A 19,296-nucleotide genomic window follows, 5' to 3' on the forward strand; every position below is an offset into this window, starting at 1 on the left:
CGCTCCCCATGCTGATGAAAACCTCCTCGCAGTCGCTCACCGAGCAGTTGTCCGGCCGCTTCGCCCAGCGGATCCGCGACCGGCTGCTCGCTCCCGGCGCGCGGCTGCCTTCGGTGCGCCAGTGCGCGCAGCAGCAGGGCGTGAGCCCGTCCACCGTGGTGGCGGCATACGACCAGCTGCTGGCCCAGGGTTTGGTCGAAGCGCGCAAGAACCGTGGCTTCTTCGTACGCGAGCTCACGCCGCGCGAGCCGGCGCCCACCGCGTCGCAAGCCGGCCGCGCACGCGTGCAGCCGGCGTGGGCGACGGCGACCGGCTTCGATGCGATGCGGCCGCCGACGCCGATCGATGCCACCGCGCTGATCCGCGGCATGTTCCACAAGCTCAGCCCCAAGCCCCAGCCGGGCATGGGCGTGTTCCCGCCCGAATGGCTGGAGTCGACCTTCATGCCCGCAGCGGTGCGCAAGGTGACGGGCACGCGCGTGCTGCAGGAGTTCTCGCTGCAGTACGGCGAGCCGATGGGGGATCTCGCGCTGCGCCGAGGGCTTGCGAAGAAGCTGGCCGGGCTGAACGTGCCGGCTGCGCCCGAGCAGATCATCACCACGGTCGGCGCGACGCACGCGCTGGATATCGTCAGCCGCACGCTGCTGCGCCCGGGCGATCCCGTGATGGTCGAGGAGCCGGGCTGGGCGGTGGAATTCGCGCGCCTGACGTCGCTGGGCATGCGCCTGCTGCCGGTGCCGCGCGGCCCCGACGGGCCGGACCTGGACGTGATGGCCAAGTACTGCGAGGCGCACCGGCCCAAGCTGTACATCAGCGTGAGCGTGCTGCACAACCCGACGGGCTACTGCCTTTCCCCGGGCGCTGCGCACCGCGTGCTGCAGCTGGCCAACCGCTACGACTTCCACGTGGTCGAGGACGACACGTACAGCCACATCGGGCCGGAGCACGCGACTCGTCTTTGCGCGCTCGACGGCCTGCAGCGCACGCTGCACGTCAGCGGTTTCGCCAAGATCCTGGCGCCCAACTGGCGCGTGGGCTTCGTCGCGGCGCATCCTTCGCTGGTGGAACGGTTGCTCGACACCAAGCTGCTGTCGACGCTCACCACGCCGGCGCTGCTGGAGCGCGCGCTGGCGCTGTGCATCGAGCAAGGCCAGCTGCGCCGCCACGCCGAGCGCATCCGCACGCGCCTGGACGCGGCGCGCAGCCGCAGCGTGAAGCTGGCGATGCAGGCGGGCTGCCGTTTCGCCGCCGAACCGGCCGGGCTGTTCGGCTGGGTGGACACCGGCGTGGACACCGACGCGCTGGCGCAGCGCATGCTCGACGAGGGCTACCTGCTCGCGCCCGGCGCGCTGTTCCATGCCGAGCGCAAACCCGGCACGCTGATGCGGATCAATTTCGCGACCACGCAGGACGCGGCGTTCTGGAAGAAGTACTCGGAGCTGGTGCGCCGCATGTAGGCGGCGCGGCGGTCACAGCATCTCGTCGGGGGCGAAGGGCGCGAGCAGGTTGACGAGCAGGCGCAGCTTGAGCGGCGCTTCCGGCTCGCTGGTCGCGTCCTGGAAGGGCGCGCCGGGCGGCGCGCGCCAGCGCAGCCCTTCCGGCCCCTGCTCCAGTCGGTAGGCGCCGCGCGCGAAGCTGGATTCGATGAGCGAGGCGCAGGCCTGCGCCAGCGACTGGCTGCGGATGACGAGCCCGACCTCGCTGTTCTTCAATTGCGACCGCAGGTCCAGGTTCATCGAGCCGATCACGGCCAGGTGGCGGTCGATGATCACGGCCTTGGAGTGCAGGCTGGCGCGGGACCGGCCGCTCTTGGAGCCTCCCGCCGCGCTGCCCAGGCTGATGCCGGCGTTGCTGGAACTGCCGGAACTGCCCGAGCCGCCTTCGAGCCCGGCCGACGCGGGATCGGCCCGCATCTCGTACAACTCCACTCCCATGGCGAGCAGGTCGGGCCGGTAGCGGCGGTAGCCGGCGTGCGCCGCGGGGGCGTCGTTGGACGCAAGCGAATTGGTGAGCACGCGAACCGCGACGCCGCGCCGGCGCAGCTCGGCCATCAGCTTCATCATGTCCGCGCCCGGCACGAAGTAAGGCGAGATGATCAGCACCTCGCGCTGGGCCTGCTGGATCAGGTGCAACAGGCCGTCTACGGCGGTGTCGCGCCGGTCCACTTCATCGTCGCCGGGGCCGACCTTGCCGGGCTTGTCCACCAGCAGCACGGCCGGCGCCCAGGTGATCGGTGCGCGCTGCAGGTCCATCGGCGGGCGGCGCGCCGACACCACAGCGGTCGCAGTGACATTGGGCAGCACGGTGCCGGACGGCGACATCGAGACCGGCTGCACGTTGCCCGCGGGCTCGCGGGCAGGATCGCTCGATTTCGCGGCCGGTTCCTTCTGCAGGCGTTCGAGGTCCGGCGGCTTGAGCAGCGCCTGCACGGGATAGGCGAGTTCGTCGTTCCAGTAGCGGTCGAAGCTGGCCGACATCTGCCGCACGATCGCGCCGGCCGCGAGCACGTCGAGGTCGACGAAGTTGCTCTTCTGGTCGCCGCCGAAGTACTCGTCGCCGAGGTTGCGTCCGCCCGTGATGCCCCAGGCGTTGTCCGCGATGAACAGCTTGTTGTGCATGCGCTTCTGCATGCTCTCGACGTCGTGCAGCGAACCGAGGATGCGTCCGAACAGCGAGCCGCGCGGACCGGGCAGCGGATTGAACAGGCGGATCTCGACGTTGGGCTCGAAGGCCAGGCGCAGCACCTGCGCGTCCTCGCCGACGGTGTTGAAGTCGTCCAGCAGGATGCGAACGCGCACGCCGCGCCGGGCGGCCGTCCGCATGCGGTCCAGCAGCACTTCGGTGCTCGCGTCCGCGTGGATGGCGTAGTACTGCAGGTCCAGGCTGCGCTGGGCGCCTTCGATCAGTGCAAGGCGGCTGGTGAAGGCGGCATCGACGCTGTCCAGCAGGGTGAAGCCGGATTCGCTGCGCGCACGCGCCTGCGCACGGCGGCTTTGCACGAGCCGGCCGAGGTTTGTCTGGTCCGGTGCGTCAAAAGCCCGCGACGGCGTGCGCTCCACGTTGGCAGGCAGGCTCGAGCAGGCCGAGCCCCAGGCGGAAAGCAGCAGCAGCGCGAGAACGCGCCAGAACCAGCCCGGCGCGCGGGGGCGGTCGCTGCGGGAAGGCGATGGCGCAAGCATGGCCAGAGCACTTTAGAGGCCTGCTCGGCCGCGCGGGGGCCGAGAAAGGTCAGCCGTGGCCGCCAGTTCGCGACGGCGCAGCCCTACAGGGCGCCCAGGGCTTCCCAGCGCTCGAGCGCTTCCATCAGCTCATCCTCGATGGCGGCGCTGCGCGCGGCGAGTTGCGCGGCCCGGGCGCCGTCCCGCACGTAGAGCGTGCCGTCGGCCAGTTCAGCGTTGAGCGCGGCCTGCTCCTGTTCCAGCGCCTCGATGCGGCCCGGCAGCGCTTCGAGTTCGCGCTGCTCCTTGTAGCTGAGTTTGCGGCGCGAGGTGGCGGACTCGACTGCGGGCGCGGGCGCAGGGGCCGCGGGCTTCGCGGGAGCGGGAGCGGTTTCGACAGGCGCCGCCCACTGGCGCGCACGCTGGGATTGCAGCAGCCAGTCCTGCACGCCGCCTTCGTATTCGCGCCAGCGGCCGTCGCCTTCGAAGGCGATCGTGCTGGTCACGACGTTGTCGAGGAAGGTGCGGTCGTGGCTGACCAGGAACACGGTGCCCTCGTAGTCCTGCAAGAGGTCTTCCAGCAGTTCCAGCGTGTCGATGTCTAGGTCGTTCGTCGGCTCGTCCAGCACGAGCACGTTGGCCGGCCGCGCGAAAAGCCGCGCGAGCAGCAGGCGGTTGCGTTCGCCGCCGGAGAGCGAGCGCACGGGCGAACCGGCGCGCGCCGGCGAGAACAGGAAGTCGCCCAGGTAGCTCTTGACGTGCTTGCGCTGGCGGCCGATCTCGATCCACTCACTGCCGGGGCTGATGAAGTCTTCGAGGGTGGCGTCGAGGTCCAGCGCCTCGCGCATCTGGTCGAAGTAGGCGACCTGCAGGTTGGCGCCCTGGCGCACCTTGCCGCGGTCGGCGGCTAGTTCGCCGAGGATCAGCTTGAGCAGGGTGGTCTTGCCGGCGCCATTGGGGCCGACCAGGCCGACCTTGTCGCCGCGCAGGATCGTCGTGCTGAAGTCGCGCACGACGACGCGGGGCGGCGCGGAGCCGCTCGGGTCGGGAAAGGACTTGGAGACGCCCTCCAGTTCCGCGACCAGCTTGCCGCTGGGCGCGCCGGTCGCCACTTCCATCCGCACCCGGCCGAGCGCTTCGCGCCGCGCGGCGCGCTGTTCGCGCAAGCGCTCCAGCCGCGTGATGCGGCCTTGCGCGCGCGTGCGCCGCGCTTCAACGCCCTTGCGGATCCACACCTCTTCCTGCGCCAGCAGCTTGTCGGACTTGGCGTTGACCACGGACTCCTGCGCCAGCTGTTCTTCCTTGAGGGTCTGGTAGCGGGTGAAGTTGCCGGAATATGAGCGCAGCTGGCCTCGATCGAGTTCGACGATGCGCGTCGCGACGCGGTCCAGGAAGGCGCGGTCGTGCGTGATGATGACGACGCTGCCGCGGAACTCCAGCAGCAGGCTTTCGAGCCACTCGATCGCATCCAGGTCCAGGTGGTTGGTGGGTTCGTCCAGCAGCAGCACGTCGGGGCCGGCGACGAGGGCCTGGGCCAGGGCCACGCGCTTTCTCACGCCGCCGGAGAGCGTGCCGACCGGGGCGTCCGGTTCGAGCCGAAGGCGGTGCAGCGTCTCGTCGACCCGCTGCTGCCAGTTCCAGCCGTCCTGCGCTTCGATCCGGCCTTGCAGCGCATCAAGGTCGCCTTCGCCATGTGTGTAGCGGCCGATCAAGTCCAGCACCGGCGCCAGGCCCAGCTTCACGCTGTCGAAGACCGTGGCGGTTTCGTCAAGCACAGGCTCCTGCGCCACGTAGGCGATGCGAAGGTTCTGCTGCACCTGCATGTTGCCGTCGTCCAGGCGTTCGAGGCCGGCCAGGATCTTGAGCAGCGAGGACTTTCCGGCGCCGTTGCGGCCGATCAGGCCGACCCGCTCCTGGGCCTCGAGTGCGAACTGGGCTTGGTCCAGCAAGGGCACGTGGCCGAATGCCAGATGGGCTTGTGACAAGGTGATGAGCGCCATGAAGCGCGCGATTATCGGCGTGGGTCGCCGGCGGACCTGCTGCTAGAGTGGGTTTGAGGAGGAAGAGGACGTGCAGCTGTCGATCAATGGCCGGATGGTGGAGGCCGAGGCGGAGCCCGCGATGCCGCTCTTGTGGGTGCTGCGCGACGTGCTGGGCCTCACGGGCACCAAGTACGGCTGCGGGGTGGCTGCTTGCGGCGCGTGCACGGTGCGGGTCGACGGGCAGCCGGTGCGGTCCTGCGTGACGCCGGTGTCGGCCGTCGCCGGGCGCAAGGTGGTCACGATCGAAGGCCTGCGCACCGGGTCCGCGCCGCATCCGCTGCAGGCCGCGTGGATCGCCGAGCAGGTGCCGCAATGCGGTTATTGCCAGAGCGGGATGCTGATGGCCGCGGCGTCTTTGCTTGAGCGCAAGCCGAAGCCGACCGACGCCGACATCGATGAGGCCATCACCAACCTGTGCCGCTGCGGCACCTATCAACGGGTGCGCGCGGCGATCAAGCGGGCCGCGGGGATCAAGGCGTGAGGCGCCGCACGCTGCTGCTGGCGGGCACTGCCGGGGCCAGTGCGCTGGTGGTCGGGTGGATGGCCGCGCCGCAGCGATCTCGGCTCGGTTCGCCGCGATTGCTCACTGCAGCGGACGGGGAAGTCGCCCTCAATGGCTGGATCAAGATCGCGGCCGATGGCGGCGTCGTGCTGGCCATGCCGCGCAGCGAAATGGGGCAGGGCGTGCACACCGCGCTGGCGATGCTGGCCGCGGAGGAACTGGACGTTCCGCTGGCGGCCGTGCTCATCGAGCAGGCCGGCAGCGACAAGATCTACGGGAACGTCGCCTATTCCGTGCTGAACCTACCGTTCCACCCGCTGGACGTGGAGCGCGAGGACGGCTTCGGCCGCGTCAAGGCCAGCCGCTGGGTGGTGGGCAAGGTCGCGCGCGAGATCGGCATCAACGCCACCGGCGGATCGTCGAGCGTGGCCGACGCGTGGCCCGTGGTGAGGATGGCCGCGGCCACCGCCCGCGCTTCGCTGCTGGGCGCGGCTTCGTTGCATTGGCGGCTGCCGGTCGACGAGCTCACGGTGCGGCAGGGCGTGATCTCGCATCCGTCGGGAAAGTCCGCCCGGTACGCGGAGATGGCGCGATTCGCCGCGGCGACGCCGGCGGGCAGGGTTCAGGTGAAGGAGCGCGCTGCCTGGACTTTGATCGGTCGTCCCGCGCCGCGGCTCGATGTGCCGGCCAAGGTGGACGGCAGCGCCGTCTTCGGCCTGGACGTGCGGGTTCCGGGAATGAAGTTCGCGGCCGTGCGGCTTTGCCCGGTGATCGGAGGCTCGCCGGGGCGCATCGACGCTTCGCGTGCCCTTGCGCTTCCCGGCGTGGAGCGGCTGGTGATGCTGCCGGCGTACGGAGGATCGACGGCGGGGTTCGCGGTGATCGGCCGCACGACGTGGCATGCCCGCCAGGGCGCTGCGGCGGTCGACGTGGAGTGGCAGGGGCGGCCGGCGGGCTCCCTGGATTCGCGATCGATCGAAAGGGCGCTGCGCAATGCAGTGGAGACGCAGGCGGGGTTCACCTTCCATGAAACCGGCGACGTTGCGGAGGTGGAAGGCCGCGCCAAACGCACGGTGGAAGCCTGGTACGGCGCGCCCTACCTGGCGCACGCGTCTTTGGAGCCCATGAATTGCACGGCGCGTGTGGCCGACCGGCGGGTCGAGCTGTGGGCGCCGACCCAGGTGCCTCAGCTGTGCCGGGCGGCTGCGGCGATGGTCGCGGGCGTCGAGCTGGAAGACGTCACCTTGCATGTGACGCTGCTCGGCGGAGGATTTGGGCGGCGGCTCGAGGTGGACTATGCGGCGCAGGCGACTCGCGTGGCGATGGATGTGCCGGGCACTGCGGTGCAGCTGTCGTGGAGCCGGGAAGAGGACACGACTCATGATTTCTACCGGCCGATGCAGGTGGCACGGCTGCGCGGCACGCTGGACGATGAAGGCCAGGCGCTCTCGCTGCGTATCCAGTCGGCCGGGGACGCGATTTCGCCGAGGTGGTTCGAGCGTGTGTTGCCTGCGGGCTTGCGAGCGACGCTGAGCGGGCTTCAGCTGACCGCTCCGGCGCTGCCGGGCGTCTCTTCACTTTCGGGGCCGCTGGACCGTCCGGACAAGACCGCGGCCGAAGGCCTGTTCAACCTGCCCTACGGCATTGCGCACCAGCGGATGGATCACGTGGCGACGCGCTCCGGCGTGCCGGTGGGGTTCTGGCGGTCGGTCGGGCACTCCCATAACGCGTTCTTCGCGGAGTCGTTCATCGACGAGATGGCGCACGCGGCAGGCGCCGATCCGGTGGCCTTCCGGCGGCGCCTGTTGAGGAATGCGCCTCGGTATCAGGCAGTGCTGGATCTGGCTGCCGCAAAGGCGGGCTGGGGCTCTGGCTTGCCGCAGGGGCGCGCGCGTGGGATCGCGCTGCACGAGTCCTTCGGCTCGATCGTGGCGCAAGTGGCCGAGGTGTCGATCGAGCAGGGGCTGCCCCGGGTGCATCGGGTCGTCTGCGCGATCGACTGCGGCACCGTGGTGAATCCGCAGATCTTGGCCCAGCAGATGGAAGGGGCTGTGGCGTTCGCGCTCAGTGCTGCTCTGTATGGACGCATCGATGTCCGCGGCGGGGCCGTGCAGCAGCGGAACTTTCCGGACCAGCCGCTGGTCTCGCTGAAGCACTCACCTCGCGTGGAGACCTGGATCGTTCCCAGTGAACGGGAGCCGGCCGGGGTGGGTGAGCCGGGCGTACCGCCGCTCGCGCCTGCAGTAGCGAATGCCGTCTTTGCGCTGACTCATCGGCGCCTGAGACAGCTGCCGCTGGCCCTGGACACCGACGCGTAAGAAAGTGCATCGGCTTGGGCGGGCTGCTGATGGGGTGCTATAGTGACGGGCTCCGCTGCTGACGGCGCTGCAGGAGGCGGCGCAGGAAACGGCAGAGAGAAACAAGAAGTGTTGAGTTGATCGAAGCGCGAGTTTCGGCATAGAATTCAAGGCTTCGCTGAAAACGAAATGCCCGGCGGCATCAGCCGCCAGACAGAGCAGATCGAAACTCAGCAAAAACCCTCGGGGTTGACAGGCTTCTTTGGAAACTGCCATAATCGAGGGCTTCGCCAAAAGCGATTCGCAAAACGGCTTCGAAAGGAGCGGCAAGCGAAAAGAAGGCGAAAGCGGTTGACAAGACGCTCAAAAAACTGTCATAATCCAAGGCTTCGCTGATCGCAGCGAGTCAGGCAAAACAAGGCGGCGACGCCGAGTGAGCCTAAGCGGTTCGTTAACAATATACAGCCGATAAGCGTGGGCGTTTGATGGCGATTGCCAAGGTTCTTCGGAACTATCAAACGCTCAACGAAAAGAAGTGAAGTTCACTTCGATTCCTATTGAGCAACAAATCAAGATCGAACTGTAGAGTTTGATCCTGGCTCAGATTGAACGCTGGCGGAATGCTTTACACATGCAAGTCGAACGGCAGCACGGGGGCAACCCTGGTGGCGAGTGGCGAACGGGTGAGTAACACATCGGAACGTGCCCAGTCGTGGGGGATAACTACGCGAAAGCGTAGCTAATACCGCATACGAACTCTGGTTGAAAGCGGGGGACCGCAAGGCCTCGCGCGATTGGAGCGGCCGATGGCAGATTAGGTAGTTGGTGGGGTAAAGGCTCACCAAGCCGACGATCTGTAGCTGGTCTGAGAGGACGACCAGCCACACTGGGACTGAGACACGGCCCAGACTCCTACGGGAGGCAGCAGTGGGGAATTTTGGACAATGGGCGCAAGCCTGATCCAGCCATTCCGCGTGCAGGATGAAGGCCCTCGGGTTGTAAACTGCTTTTGTACGGAACGAAACGCGCCGGGCTAATACCTCGGCGTAATGACGGTACCGTAAGAATAAGCACCGGCTAACTACGTGCCAGCAGCCGCGGTAATACGTAGGGTGCAAGCGTTAATCGGAATTACTGGGCGTAAAGCGTGCGCAGGCGGTAATGTAAGACAGATGTGAAATCCCCGGGCTCAACCTGGGAACTGCATTTGTGACTGCATTGCTGGAGTGCGGCAGAGGGGGATGGAATTCCGCGTGTAGCAGTGAAATGCGTAGATATGCGGAGGAACACCGATGGCGAAGGCAATCCCCTGGGCCTGCACTGACGCTCATGCACGAAAGCGTGGGGAGCAAACAGGATTAGATACCCTGGTAGTCCACGCCCTAAACGATGTCAACTGGTTGTTGGTCCTTCACTGGATCAGTAACGAAGCTAACGCGTGAAGTTGACCGCCTGGGGAGTACGGCCGCAAGGTTGAAACTCAAAGGAATTGACGGGGACCCGCACAAGCGGTGGATGATGTGGTTTAATTCGATGCAACGCGAAAAACCTTACCCACCTTTGACATGTCTGGAATCCCGCAGAGACGTGGGAGTGCTCGAAAGAGAACCAGAACACAGGTGCTGCATGGCTGTCGTCAGCTCGTGTCGTGAGATGTTGGGTTAAGTCCCGCAACGAGCGCAACCCTTGTCATTAGTTGCTACGAAAGGGCACTCTAATGAGACTGCCGGTGACAAACCGGAGGAAGGTGGGGATGACGTCAAGTCCTCATGGCCCTTATAGGTGGGGCTACACACGTCATACAATGGCTGGTACAGAGGGTTGCCAACCCGCGAGGGGGAGCTAATCCCACAAAACCAGTCGTAGTCCGGATCGCAGTCTGCAACTCGACTGCGTGAAGTCGGAATCGCTAGTAATCGCGGATCAGAATGTCGCGGTGAATACGTTCCCGGGTCTTGTACACACCGCCCGTCACACCATGGGAGCGGGTTCTGCCAGAAGTAGTTAGCCTAACCGCAAGGAGGGCGATTACCACGGCAGGGTTCGTGACTGGGGTGAAGTCGTAACAAGGTAGCCGTATCGGAAGGTGCGGCTGGATCACCTCCTTTCTGGAAAACCGCAATCCAAATCAAACGTCCACACTTATCGGTTGTTGGAAGATGTCGCCAGCGACGTAGGCTCGCAGCGACCGGCTTGGGTCTGTAGCTCAGTTGGTTAGAGCACCGTCTTGATAAGGCGGGGGTCGTTGGTTCGAGACCAACCAGACCCACCATCCCATTCAATCGGGGGATTAGCTCAGCTGGGAGAGCACCTGCTTTGCAAGCAGGGGGTCGTCGGTTCGATCCCGTCATCCTCCACCAATTACCTTTCCACTCAACACCAAAGCTGCTTCGCGAGAGGCCGCTTTGTTGTTGACGCCAGGATTGCCTGGCTCAATCGGCTGTTCTTTAACAATTCATAGAGTCGAATCAGCGTTGTTCGCGGAAACCGCTTCATGGCGGACCGTGCCGCGGACAACATTTTTGATTGCGTCAACCAAAATTCATCTTCGAAGCAATTCGAATGTGAACGGCATAACGCGTCAGGTGAAAGACCTGACCATTCCTTGATTGACTTTGCTTCTCGTGAGAGGCGTCAAAGTTATAGGGTCAAGTGAATAAGAGCATGTGGTGGATGCCTTGGCGATGATAGGCGACGAAGGACGTGATAGCCTGCGATAAGCTTCGGGGAGCCGGCAAATAGGCGCTATATCCGAAGATTTCCGAATGGGGAAACCCACCCTTAGGGGTATCGCACGATGAATACATAGTCGTGTGAGGCGAACCGGGTGAACTGAAACATCTCAGTAGCTCGAGGAAAAGACATCAACCGAGATTCCGAAAGTAGTGGCGAGCGAAATCGGAAGAGCCTGCTAGTGATAGCACAAGACTTAGCGGAACGGCTTGGAAAGGCCGGCCACAGCGGGTGATAGCCCCGTACGCGAAAAGACCTGTGTGGTACTGAGCTAGCGAAAAGTAGGGCGGGACACGTGAAATCCTGTCTGAATATGGGGGGACCATCCTCCAAGGCTAAATACTCATCATCGACCGATAGTGAACTAGTACCGTGAGGGAAAGGCGAAAAGAACCCCGGGAGGGGAGTGAAATAGATCCTGAAACCGCATGCTTACAAAAAGTCGGAGCCCGAAAGGGTGACGGCGTACCTTTTGTATAATGGGTCAGCGACTTACATTCAGTGGCAAGGTTAACCGAATAGGGTAGCCGCAGGGAAACCGAGTCCGAACAGGGCGTCCAGTCGCTGGGTGTAGACCCGAAACCAAGTGATCTATCCATGGCCAGGATGAAGGTGCCGTAACAGGTACTGGAGGTCCGAACCGACTAGTGTTGCAAAACTAGCGGATGAGCTGTGGATAGGGGTGAAAGGCTAAACAAACTTGGAAATAGCTGGTTCTCTCCGAAAACTATTTAGGTAGTGCCTCAAGTATTGCCTTCGGGGGTAGAGCACTGTTTTGGCTAGGGGGTCATGGCGACTTACCAAACCAAGGCAAACTCCGAATACCGAAGAGTAGAGCTTGGGAGACAGAGCACCGGGTGCTAACGTCCGGACTCAAGAGGGAAACAACCCAGACCGCCAGCTAAGGTCCCTAAAATTGGCTAAGTGGGAAACGAAGTGGGAAGGCTAAAACAGTCAGGATGTTGGCTTAGAAGCAGCCATCATTTAAAGAAAGCGTAATAGCTCACTGATCGAGTCGTCCTGCGCGGAAGATGTAACGGGGCTAAGCCAGTTACCGAAGCTGCGGATGTGCGCGCAAGCGTACGTGGTAGGAGAGCGTTCTGTAAGCCTGTGAAGGTGGCTCGTGAGGGCTGCTGGAGGTATCAGAAGTGCGAATGCTGACATGAGTAGCGTTAAAGCGGGTGAAAAGCCCGCTCGCCGTAAGCGCAAGGTTTTCTACGCAACGTTCATCGGCGTAGAGTGAGTCGGCCCCTAAGGCGAGGCAGAGATGCGTAGCTGATGGGAAACAGGTCAATATTCCTGTACCGATGTGCAGTGCGATGTGGGGACGGAGAAGGTTAACTCAGCCGGGTGTTGGATGTCCCGGTTCAAGCCTGTAGTCGTGCCTGGTAGGTAAATCCGCCGGGCTTAGATGAGGGGTGACAACGAGGCGGCTTGCCGCCGAAGTGAGTAATACCCTGCTTCCAGGAAAAGCCACTAAGCTTCAGCTGCACACGACCGTACCGCAAACCGACACTGGTGCGCGAGATGAGTATTCTAAGGCGCTTGAGAGAACTCGGGAGAAGGAACTCGGCAAATTGACACCGTAACTTCGGAAGAAGGTGTGCCCTTAGTAGGTGAAGTCCCTCGCGGATAGAGCCCAATGGGGTTGCAAAAAATCGGTGGCTGCGACTGTTTAATAAAAACACAGCACTCTGCAAACACGAAAGTGGACGTATAGGGTGTGACGCCTGCCCGGTGCTGGAAGATTAAGTGATGGGGTGCAAGCTCTTGATCGAAGTCCCAGTAAACGGCGGCCGTAACTATAACGGTCCTAAGGTAGCGAAATTCCTTGTCGGGTAAGTTCCGACCTGCACGAATGGCGTAACGATGGCCACACTGTCTCCTCCCGAGACTCAGCGAAGTTGAAATGTTTGTGATGATGCAATCTCCCCGCGGAAAGACGGAAAGACCCCATGAACCTTTACTGTAGCTTTGTATTGGACTTTGAACGGATCTGTGTAGGATAGGTGGGAGGCTTTGAAGCCCGGTCGCTAGATCGGGTGGAGCCAACGTTGAAATACCACCCTGGTGCGTTTGAGGTTCTAACCTAGGCCCGTAATCCGGGTCGGGGACAGTGCATGGTAGGCAGTTTGACTGGGGCGGTCTCCTCCCAAAGCGTAACGGAGGAGTTCGAAGGTACGCTAGTTACGGTCGGACATCGTGACGATAGTGCAATGGCATAAGCGTGCTTAACTGCGAGACTGACAAGTCGAGCAGATGCGAAAGCAGGACATAGTGATCCGGTGGTTCTGTATGGAAGGGCCATCGCTCAACGGATAAAAGGTACTCTGGGGATAACAGGCTGATACCGCCCAAGAGTTCATATCGACGGCGGTGTTTGGCACCTCGATGTCGGCTCATCTCATCCTGGGGCTGTAGCCGGTCCCAAGGGTATGGCTGTTCGCCATTTAAAGAGGTACGTGAGCTGGGTTTAAAACGTCGTGAGACAGTTTGGTCCCTATCTTCCGTGGGCGCTGCAGATTTGAGGAAGCCTGCTCCTAGTACGAGAGGACCGGAGTGGACGCACCTCTGGTGTATCGGTTGTCACGCCAGTGGCATTGCCGAGTAGCTATGTGCGGAAGAGATAACCGCTGAAAGCATCTAAGCGGGAAACTTGTTCCAAGATGAGATCTGCCGGGGCCTTGAGCCCCCTAAAGAGTCGTTCAAGACCAGGACGTTGATAGGTCGGGTGTGGAAGCGTAGCAATGCGTTAAGCTAACCGATACTAATTGCTCGTGCGGCTTGACCCTATAACTTTGATCTGTTGATCAAAGAGTTATGCCGGTCGGCGCAATCAAACAAAAGCTGATTTGCTCTATGAATTGGTCGTCTTGCACGCAATGCAAGACGGCAAAAAGTTATGCCTGATGACCATAGCGAGGTGGTCCCACTCCTTCCCATCCCGAACAGGACAGTGAAACGCCTCTGCGCCGATGATAGTGCGGATTCCCGTGTGAAAGTAGGACATCGTCAGGCTCTTACAGCGGCAAAAGGCCCAGCAGAAATGCTGGGCCTTTTGCTTTGGTGCGCAGAAACAAGCGGCCTGTTCGCGTTCCTCTATTTCGCGTTCCGCAACTCACGCCTGAGGATCTTGCCGACGTTCGTCTTTGGCAAGTCGTCGCGGAATTCGATGTATTTAGGCACTTTGTAGCCGGTCAGATTTTGCCGGCAGTACTTGGCCACATCTTCCTCGGTCAAGATCGGGTCGTTCTTCACCACGAAGACTTTGATCGCCTCGCCCTGCTTTTCATCGGCCACGCCGATGACCGCGCATTCCACGACGCCGGGGCACATCGAGATGACGTTCTCCAGTTCGTTGGGAAATACGTTGAAGCCGCTGACCAGGATCATGTCTTTCTTGCGGTCAATGATCCTGGTGTAGCCGCGGTCGTCCATGAGCCCGATGTCGCCGGTACGCATGAACCCGTCTGCAGTGAACGCCTTCTCCGTCTCTTCGGGCTGCTGGTAGTAGCCGCGCATGACATTCGGCCCTTTGATGCAGATCTCCCCAGGTTCGCCTTGAGGCAGGCTGCGGCCTTCGTCATCCTTGATTGCGACGTCGATGCTCGGCAACGGTAGGCCGATCGTCCCGGAGAACTCCTGGCTCATCACGGGGTTGTTGGTGCCGATCGCGCAGGTTTCGCTCATGCCCCAGCCTTCCACCATCGGGCAGCCGGTCGCCTTCTGCCACGCGCGCGCCGTCCCTTCGGAAGCCGCCATCCCGCCCGCCTGTGTCACGCACAGCTGCGAGAAATCGACGGCCTTGAACTGCGGGTGTTGCAGCAGCGCATTGAAAAGCGTGTTCACCGCCGGCAACAGGTGGAAGGGCCGTCGCTTCAACGTCTCGACAAACCTCGGGATGTCACGCGGATTGGGAATCAGCGTCAAGTGAGCGCCCCAGCGGATCGCAAGCAGGCAGAGCGTCAGCGCGAAGATGTGGTACAGCGGCAGCGCCGCGATGCAGTTGCTGCGGCTCACATCGCCGACCTTCCCCAGCGCCGGCGTGAACCAGGCTTCCGCCTGCAGGATCGCCGCCACCACATTTCCATGCGTCAGCACCGCGCCCTTCGACAATCCCGTCGTGCCGCCGGTGTACTGCAGGAAAGCAACCGAATCCAGGCTCTGGGCCGTGGCCCGCAGCTGCATCGAATGGCCCTGCGCCACCGCCCGGCCGAACGGCGTGACCTTGCGCCCTCCCACCAAGGGCAGCTTGTACGTCGGGACCATCTTGGCCAGGTGGCGCACGGCAAAAGTGATCCAGCGCCCGTACCACGCGCCGAGCAGGTCGCCCATCGACGTCAGCACGACATGCTGCACGCGCGTGCGATTGACCACTTCGGCCAGCGTGTGCGCGAAGTTTTCGAGGATGACGATCACCGCGGCGCCCGAGTCCTTCAGCTGGTGCTCCAGCTCGCGAGCCGTGTACAGCGGGTTGACGTTGACGCAGGTGTAGCCTGCCCGAAGGATTGCCGCCATGGTGACCGCGAACTGCGGAATGTTCGGCAGCATCAGGGCGACGCGGGCTCCGGGTTCCAATCCCTGCGCCTGCAACCAGGCGCCAAGAGCGGCGGAGAGTTCGTCGACTTGCCCGTACGTCATCCACTGCTCCATGCAGACGGAAAACGGCCGCGAAGCGTTCTTGCGGAAGGACTCTTCCAGCAACTGCGTCAGCGAACGGTACTGCCTGGGATCGATGTCGTGAGGCACCCCCTGGGGGTAGCTGCGCAGCCAGAATCTGTCCATCCGTGGTCTCCTTGCGCGCGATTGTCATCAGCGGCCGCGCCGCAGCTAGGGGGCTTGTCCTAGGATGCGCGCCAGCTCGGTCTCAGAAGCGACAAGATCCTCTCCATAGAGCAGCGAGAAGAGCCGCCGCTCCCGTTCCTGCACCGTCTGCAGGAAGTGCTCGACCGCACCGCGCCGCCGCGACATGCCCGAGAAAGTGTCGAAGCCGTCCTCCAGGAATCCCTGCAGGTCCGCCAGCCCCGCTGCGGATGCCGGACCGCGCATGACGCGCAGCATCGTGCGAAGGCCGGGCGTGCGGGTCAGCCGCGCCAGCTCGTGGCCCAGCGCGATCACGCACTGCAGCTGCTGCTCCCGCTCCTCGCGCCGCCCAAGCTCGCGCCAGGCCAGCGCATATCGCCGCGCCACGTCGTGAGCGCCGACTTCCATTCGCCACAAGCGCGCCATCTGCACGTCCAGGTCTTCCGTCAGGGCATGCAGCTGCGCCAGCGCGGCCGCGGTGCCGGCCACGTGCGAAGGGAACAGCCTCTCGATGGCCCCCGCGATGCGCGCGAACTGCTCGTCGCGCCGGGCGTAGTCCTTGTCGCCGTACAGCTCGTTCAGGAAGAACCGCGCCGCCGTCGCATAGGTACCGCCGGCGAGCAGGTCGGCGTAAGTGCCGGAGAACCGGCGGGATTGCAGCCGCTTGACCTCGAGCAGCGCCGCTCGCAATTCCGCGTCATCGGCGGCGCTTTGCCGCAGCCGGGTGACGGCCGCGACGGCGTCGCGGATGGTGCGGGCGGCTTCCATGCGAAAGCAGTCTACCTACCGGGTCAGCGCGCATTGCAGGAATTACGGGGTCGACGACCTGCCTCCCGTCAGGTCGAGAACCTGCGCCTTTGGGGCCCGCGAGGCCATACTCGCCTGATGTCCCCCGCTTCCAGACTCGCCCGCCTGCAGCGGTGGGTGCCCACCGGGCTCCTGGCGGCCTCGATCGCCAGCCTGGTCCTGCTGTGGCCGCAGTCGCCACTCCTGGCCTGCGTCATCGCGCTGATGGTCGCCCTCGCACACGCCTGGGTCCTGGGGCTTGAGTTCATCCTGCTGCGCGTCGCGAGCCGAGGCGACCCCACGCCGGCGCCGAGCCCCCGCCAGCTGGCTGCCGCGTGGGGGCGTGAGGTGATCCTTGACATGGTGGTGTTCGGTTGGCGCCAGCCTTTTGACTGGAACCGCGTGCCGGACCAGTTGCAGGCCGCACCCGGCAAGGTCGGGATCGTCTTCATCCACGGCTTTGTCTGCAACCGGGGCTTCTGGACGCCCTGGATGCGGCAGGCGCGCGACCGAGGGCATGCCTTTGCCGCGGTGAACCTGGAGCCGGTGTTCTGCTCGATCGACGAGTACTGCGCCACCATCGACCGCGCGGTCGACGCCGTGACCCGCGCGACGGGGCGCCCGCCCTTGCTCGTGAGTCACAGCATGGGTGGGCTGGCCGCGCGCGCCTGGCTGCGTCATTGCGGCGGGCGGGCACGCGCTGCCCATGTGGTCACCATTGCAACGCCGCACGGCGGCACCTGGCTGGCGCGTTTCAGCCGCCTGCCGCCCGGCCGCGACATGCGGATCGGCTGCGACTGGATCAGCGCCCTGCCCGGAACAGAGCCCGACGCGACCCGCCTGTTCACCTGCTGGTACTCCAACTGCGACAACGTCGTGTTCCCGCCGACCACCGCGACGCTGCCGGGCGCCGACAACCGGCTGTTCGAAGGCGCCGCCCACGTGGACCTGGCGTTCCGGCCGGCTGTGATCGATCACACGTTCGCCCTCGCGGGCCGCCTGTAAGATGGTTCGACGCCGACGCCGAAAAGAAACCGACCCATGGCCCTGATCGTCGTGATGGAGGACGAAGCCTTCACACGGAACCTGCTGACTTCCGTTCTGAAGAAGGATGGGCACGAGGTGCTCTCCGCCGAGGACGGCGCCAAGGGCCTGCTGCTGGTCGAGTCGCGCCGCCCCGACCTGGTCATCAGCGACGTGCAGATGCCGAACCTGAACGGCTTCGACATGGTGGCCTCGCTTCGCCGCCACGCCGACCCCGACGTCGCCCGCACGCCGGTCGTCCTGCTCACCTCGCTGCCCGAGCGCGCTCACATGCGCATCGGCATGACGACAGGCGCCGACGACTACCTCATAAAACCGGTGCGGCCGGGTGAGCTGCTCGAGGCGGTCTCGGCGCAGCTGAACAAGCGGGCCATGCACGCGAACATGCAGAACCTTGCGGTCGACAAGGCTGTGCAGGCTGCGCTGGAGGAACAGCGGCACTACCTGTCCAAGCTGTACGAACAGCGCCTGGCCAACGAGCTCAGCGCCCGCTGGCCCACTGAAAGCGGCGGCGCGGCGGATGAGCGCTTCCCCTGCGCCACGGTGCTGTTCGTCGACGTTCCCAGCTACTCGGGCGTCGCGGAGCGGCTCAGTCCCGCCGAACTTGCCGAGCTCGTGCGGCGGTTCTACGGCAGCGCGAACGACTCGGCCCACCTGTTCGGCGCTCGCCACATCCAGTTCGTGGGCGAGGGCGTGCTGGCCGTCTTCGTCGACGCCACGGACACCCGGACGGTCAACCATGGCCTGCGCGCGCTGCGCGCCGCCATCGGCTTGGCCGAGGCCACGCGCGGCATCCAGCAGTACCTCGCGACCACCTATCCCGACCGGAAGCTGCCGCGGTTCGAGGCCCATGTCGCACTGCACGCGGGCCCGGTGACTCTCACGGTCGTCCAGGACCCGCTGCATTCGCCCGTGCCGCAGACGCTTCCGGTCGGCGAGGCCGTAAGCGCCACGATGCTGCTTCAGCACCAGGGCCGTTCGCTGGGATGGCCGGTCGTGGCCAGCGTGGCCGCGCTGCGACAACTGACGGGAGCGGTCACTGTCGGCCGCCGCTCGCTGGTGAAGCTTCCCGGCCGCAGCGAACCGCTCGACGTCGCCGAAATCACCGGCCTCGCGCACTAGTCGCCGCTCCCGGCTGGTGACGCATTTCACAGGCGGCAGCGGCGCTATTCACCACCGCACGCCTGCCTCGTTTCCTAAGCTTGCGCCACATCAACAAGCAGGGGGAAACAATGCAAGGGACGATCACACCAAGAGCGAGCCGCGGCGCTGCCGGGCACCCGGCCACTGCGCCGCAGCTGGAATTGGTACTGGACGAACTCGCCTACGGAGTCGCGGTCACCACGGGGGCAGGCGAGCTGGTGCACGCCAACCACGCCGCGCGGCAGGAGCTCAATCGCAATCGCGCGCTGTGGCTGCAGAACGGCCGGCTTCGGGTTCAGTCCCCGCAGGACCAGCAGACGCTTCAGGGCGCGCTCGCCAAGGCCGCAGCGGGCCGGCGCAGCCTGATCACGCTGGGTGGCGCCGAGTCGCAGCGCCTCAGCCTGGCGGTGGTGCCGATGCGCCGGCCGCAGGAGGGCGCACCGGCGCACGCTGCGCTGATGTTCTCCCGCCCGTCGGTATGCGGCTCCCTGATGCTCTGTTTCTTCGCGCGCAGCCACTCGCTCACGTCGGCCGAGGAGAACGTGCTTGGCATCCTCTGCCAGGGCTATTCGGCGCCCGAGATCGCGCGCCACCTGCAGGTGGCGGTCTCCACCGTGCGCAGCCACGTCCGGAGCCTGTGCGCCAAGACGCGCTCGAGCGGCGTGCGCGAACTGGTCAATCGCGTGGCGATGCTGCCGCCGGTCGCGCCCGCGCCGCTGCTGCACGAACCGATGCATTGAACAGGCCGCAAGGCCCTTCGGCAGCGCAGCGCCGCTGCTAGAGTGCCT

10 protein-coding genes, 2 tRNA genes and 3 rRNA genes are annotated in these 19,296 nt (G+C 64.4%); 11 read left to right on the forward strand and 4 right to left on the reverse strand.

Annotated features, from left to right (window positions below):
* Positions 1-8 precede the first annotated feature (8 nt).
* Positions 9-1,457, forward strand: coding sequence for an aminotransferase-like domain-containing protein (locus EZ313_RS10905; protein ID WP_135263177.1), 1,449 nt, complete (start codon positions 9-11; stop codon positions 1,455-1,457).
* 12 nt (positions 1,458-1,469) lie between these two features.
* On the opposite strand, the gene EZ313_RS10910 is transcribed toward EZ313_RS10905, so the two are convergent.
* Positions 1,470-3,179, reverse strand: a complete 1,710-nt coding sequence (locus EZ313_RS10910) for a phospholipase D-like domain-containing protein (protein ID WP_135263178.1) — start codon at positions 3,177-3,179, stop codon at positions 1,470-1,472.
* A gap of 83 nt (positions 3,180-3,262) precedes the next feature.
* Positions 3,263-5,158, reverse strand: a complete 1,896-nt coding sequence (locus EZ313_RS10915; protein ID WP_135263179.1) for an ATP-binding cassette domain-containing protein — start codon at positions 5,156-5,158, stop codon at positions 3,263-3,265.
* 94 nt (positions 5,159-5,252) lie between these two features.
* On the opposite strand from EZ313_RS10915, the gene EZ313_RS10920 reads away from it, so the two are divergent.
* The 7 genes from EZ313_RS10920 (at position 5,253) to rrf (ending at position 13,750) form a co-directional block, all read left to right on the forward strand.
* The gene (locus EZ313_RS10920; RefSeq protein WP_205960384.1) at positions 5,253-5,681 is read left to right on the forward strand and encodes a (2Fe-2S)-binding protein; all 429 of its coding nucleotides are present in this window, start codon (positions 5,253-5,255) and stop codon (positions 5,679-5,681) included.
* Complete coding sequence (locus EZ313_RS10925; RefSeq protein ID WP_135263181.1) at positions 5,678-8,020, forward strand: xanthine dehydrogenase family protein molybdopterin-binding subunit; 2,343 nt, start codon at positions 5,678-5,680, stop codon at positions 8,018-8,020. The genes EZ313_RS10920 and EZ313_RS10925 overlap by 4 nt, the downstream gene beginning before the upstream one ends.
* A 556-nt stretch (positions 8,021-8,576) precedes the next feature.
* Positions 8,577-10,107, forward strand: a 16S ribosomal RNA gene (locus tag EZ313_RS10930).
* 87 nt (positions 10,108-10,194) lie between these two features.
* Positions 10,195-10,271, forward strand: a tRNA-Ile gene (locus EZ313_RS10935).
* 12 nt (positions 10,272-10,283) lie between these two features.
* A tRNA-Ala gene (locus EZ313_RS10940) sits at positions 10,284-10,359 on the forward strand.
* A gap of 286 nt (positions 10,360-10,645) precedes the next feature.
* Positions 10,646-13,524 (forward strand): 23S ribosomal RNA (locus tag EZ313_RS10945).
* Positions 13,525-13,637: 113 nt separating this feature from the next.
* Positions 13,638-13,750 (forward strand): 5S ribosomal RNA (rrf, locus tag EZ313_RS10950).
* The 16S, 23S and 5S rRNA genes sit together here with 2 tRNA genes alongside, the layout of an rRNA operon.
* Positions 13,751-13,831: 81 nt before the next feature.
* Here rrf and EZ313_RS10955 read toward each other — a convergent pair.
* The gene (locus EZ313_RS10955) at positions 13,832-15,517 is read right to left on the reverse strand and encodes an AMP-binding protein (RefSeq protein WP_135263182.1); all 1,686 of its coding nucleotides are present in this window, start codon (positions 15,515-15,517) and stop codon (positions 13,832-13,834) included.
* 45 nt (positions 15,518-15,562) lie between these two features.
* Positions 15,563-16,303 (reverse strand): FFLEELY motif protein, encoded by a 741-nt coding sequence (locus EZ313_RS10960; protein ID WP_135263183.1) that lies wholly within the window; start codon positions 16,301-16,303, stop codon positions 15,563-15,565.
* A 117-nt stretch (positions 16,304-16,420) separates the two neighbouring features.
* Between EZ313_RS10960 and EZ313_RS10965 the strand changes: the two genes are divergently transcribed.
* The 3 genes from EZ313_RS10965 (at position 16,421) to EZ313_RS10975 (ending at position 19,248) form a co-directional block, all read left to right on the forward strand.
* A complete protein-coding gene (locus tag EZ313_RS10965) occupies positions 16,421-17,326 on the forward strand; it encodes an esterase/lipase family protein (protein WP_135263184.1) in 906 nt (301 codons plus the stop codon).
* A gap of 36 nt (positions 17,327-17,362) precedes the next feature.
* Entirely contained in the window at positions 17,363-18,487 is a 1,125-nt protein-coding gene (locus tag EZ313_RS10970; protein WP_135263185.1) for a response regulator, read from the forward strand.
* Positions 18,488-18,597: 110 nt separating this feature from the next.
* A complete protein-coding gene (locus tag EZ313_RS10975; RefSeq protein ID WP_135263186.1) occupies positions 18,598-19,248 on the forward strand; it encodes a helix-turn-helix transcriptional regulator in 651 nt (216 codons plus the stop codon).
* Positions 19,249-19,296 lie beyond the last annotated feature (48 nt).

The sequence above is a fragment of the Ramlibacter henchirensis genome (assembly GCF_004682015.1).
Lineage (GTDB): Bacteria > Pseudomonadota > Gammaproteobacteria > Burkholderiales > Burkholderiaceae_C > Ramlibacter > Ramlibacter henchirensis.